Genomic DNA, 2,001 nt, shown 5'->3' with positions numbered 1-2,001 from the left:
CGCCTCCAGTTTGTAGCCCAGCCCGCGGACGGTGACGAGGTGTTCCGGCTTGGCCGGGTCGGTCTCGATCTTCGAGCGCAGACGCTTGACGTGCACGTCGAGGGTCTTGGTGTCGCCGACGTAGTCCGCGCCCCACACCCGGTCGATCAACTGTCCGCGGGTGAGCACGCGGCCCGAGTTCCGCAGCAGGTACTCGAGGAGGTCGAACTCCTTGAGCGGCAGCGTGACGGCCTCGCCGTTCACCTGGACCACGTGCCGTTCGACGTCCATCCGGACCGGTCCGGCCTCGAGGACGGCCGAGTCCTGCGCGACGTCGAGTTCACTGTCGACGCCCCGGCGCAGCACCGCGCGGATGCGGGCGATCAGTTCCCGCGCCGAGTACGGCTTGGTCACGTAGTCGTCGGCGCCGAGTTCGAGGCCCACCACCTTGTCGATCTCGCTGTCCCGCGCCGTGACCATGATGACGGGGACGCCGGACCGGCTGCGGAGTTGCTTGCAGACGTCCGTGCCGCTCATGCCGGGCAGCATGAGGTCGAGGAGGACGATGTCGGCACCGGCCCGGTCGAACTCGGCGAGCGCGGACGGTCCGTCGCCGACGATCGTCGTCTCGAATCCCTCCTTGCGGAGCAGGAAGGCCAATGGGTCGGCCAGTGACTCCTCGTCTTCCACGATCAGCACACTTGTCATCGCTTGGCCTCCATACCGGTTTCTCTCCTCCCGACAGTTCCGCCGTCGGCGTCCCCGCCGTTCGTCTCTACTGTCTCGATGTGTGCAGGAATCTGCAGGGTAAACGTCGAACCCGTTCCGGGCTTGCTCCACAGGTCGATCGATCCGTTGTGGTTGGCGGCCACGTGCTTGACGATCGCGAGGCCGAGTCCCGTCCCGCCGGTGGCCCGGGCCCGCGCCTTGTCGACGCGGAAGAAGCGTTCGAAGACGCGTTCCTGGTCGGCCTTGGCGATGCCTTCGCCGCGGTCGGTCACCGAGATCGCCACGTTGTCGCCGCGGATCGACCGGCTCACCGAGACCGGGGATCCCTTCGGCGAATAGGCGATGGCGTTCTGCACCAGGTTGGACAGTGCGGTGACGAGCAGCGCGCGGTCGCCGAGGACTTCGTAGCCGCTGTTGTGGTCCGTGGTGACGGCGATGCCTGCGGCTTCGGCGGAGATCTTGCAGCGCTGCAGTGCCTCGTCCACCACCTCGTCGACGGAGACGGCCTCGAGGTCGGGCAGCTTCTCGGCGCCCTGCAGCCGGGACAGCGCGATCAGTTCGGTGACCATCTTGCCGAGGCGCACGGATTCACCGAGCACGCGTTCGCCGAAGTGCCGGACCGAATCGGGGTCGTCCGCCGATTCGAGGAGTGCCTCCGCGAGCAGTCCCATCGCGCCGACGGGCGTCTTGAGTTCGTGGCTGACGTTGGCGACGAAGTCGCGGCGGGTCGCTTCCATCCGCACCTGCTCGGAGTCGTCGTCGGCGAACAGGACCACGAAGTTGTGGTCCTCCTTGCTGAGCAGGCGTGCGGTGCCGCGCACCGCGATCCGGTCGCGTCCCCGCTGCGGGGTCTTGGTGCTGAGGTCGACCTCGACGGGTTCGCCGGTTTCGAGGACGCGGAGCGCCGCCACCCACGCACGGTCGTCGACGAGACGGTTCCGCACCAGGCCCAGCTCTTCGGCGCGGGGGTTGAACAGGACGACGTCGTGGAACTGGTCGACGACGGCGATACCGCTCTCGGACGCCAGCACGATCAGGTCGAGGACCTGCGACATCGTGAGCCCCGACGTCTCTTCCATTCGCTGCGCCTGCCGGGTGGACAGCATGGGGATCAGCACGCCACCGACGAGGTAACCGACGAAGCCGCCCACGATGGCAAGCAGGACGGCTTGAACAACACTCACGCCTGAATCGTACGTTCGCGCGGCGGGCCGGTTACGCAGGGTCCAGGCATTTCCGCGCACGTCACACGCGGCAACCGGAGTCTTCGTCCGCAGTTAACCTGCTGTTGGC

General features: G+C 67.4%; 2 protein-coding genes. Both read right to left on the bottom strand.

Annotated elements, in window-relative coordinates; translation table 11 throughout:
* Positions 1-687, bottom strand: a 687-nt coding sequence (locus ACFTZB_RS45310) for a response regulator transcription factor (protein ID WP_005251956.1), incomplete at its 3' end; no start/stop codon positions are given.
* Positions 684-1,892, bottom strand: a complete 1,209-nt coding sequence (locus tag ACFTZB_RS45305; protein WP_378442496.1) for a sensor histidine kinase — start codon at positions 1,890-1,892, stop codon at positions 684-686. The genes ACFTZB_RS45310 and ACFTZB_RS45305, both read right to left, overlap by 4 nt.
* Positions 1,893-2,001 lie beyond the last annotated feature (109 nt).

This window comes from Rhodococcus sp. NPDC057014 (genome assembly GCF_042673295.1).
GTDB lineage: Bacteria > Actinomycetota > Actinomycetes > Mycobacteriales > Mycobacteriaceae > Rhodococcus_F.
Note: the sequence above shows the minus strand (reverse complement) of the source record. Positions and strands in the feature narration are given on the sequence as shown.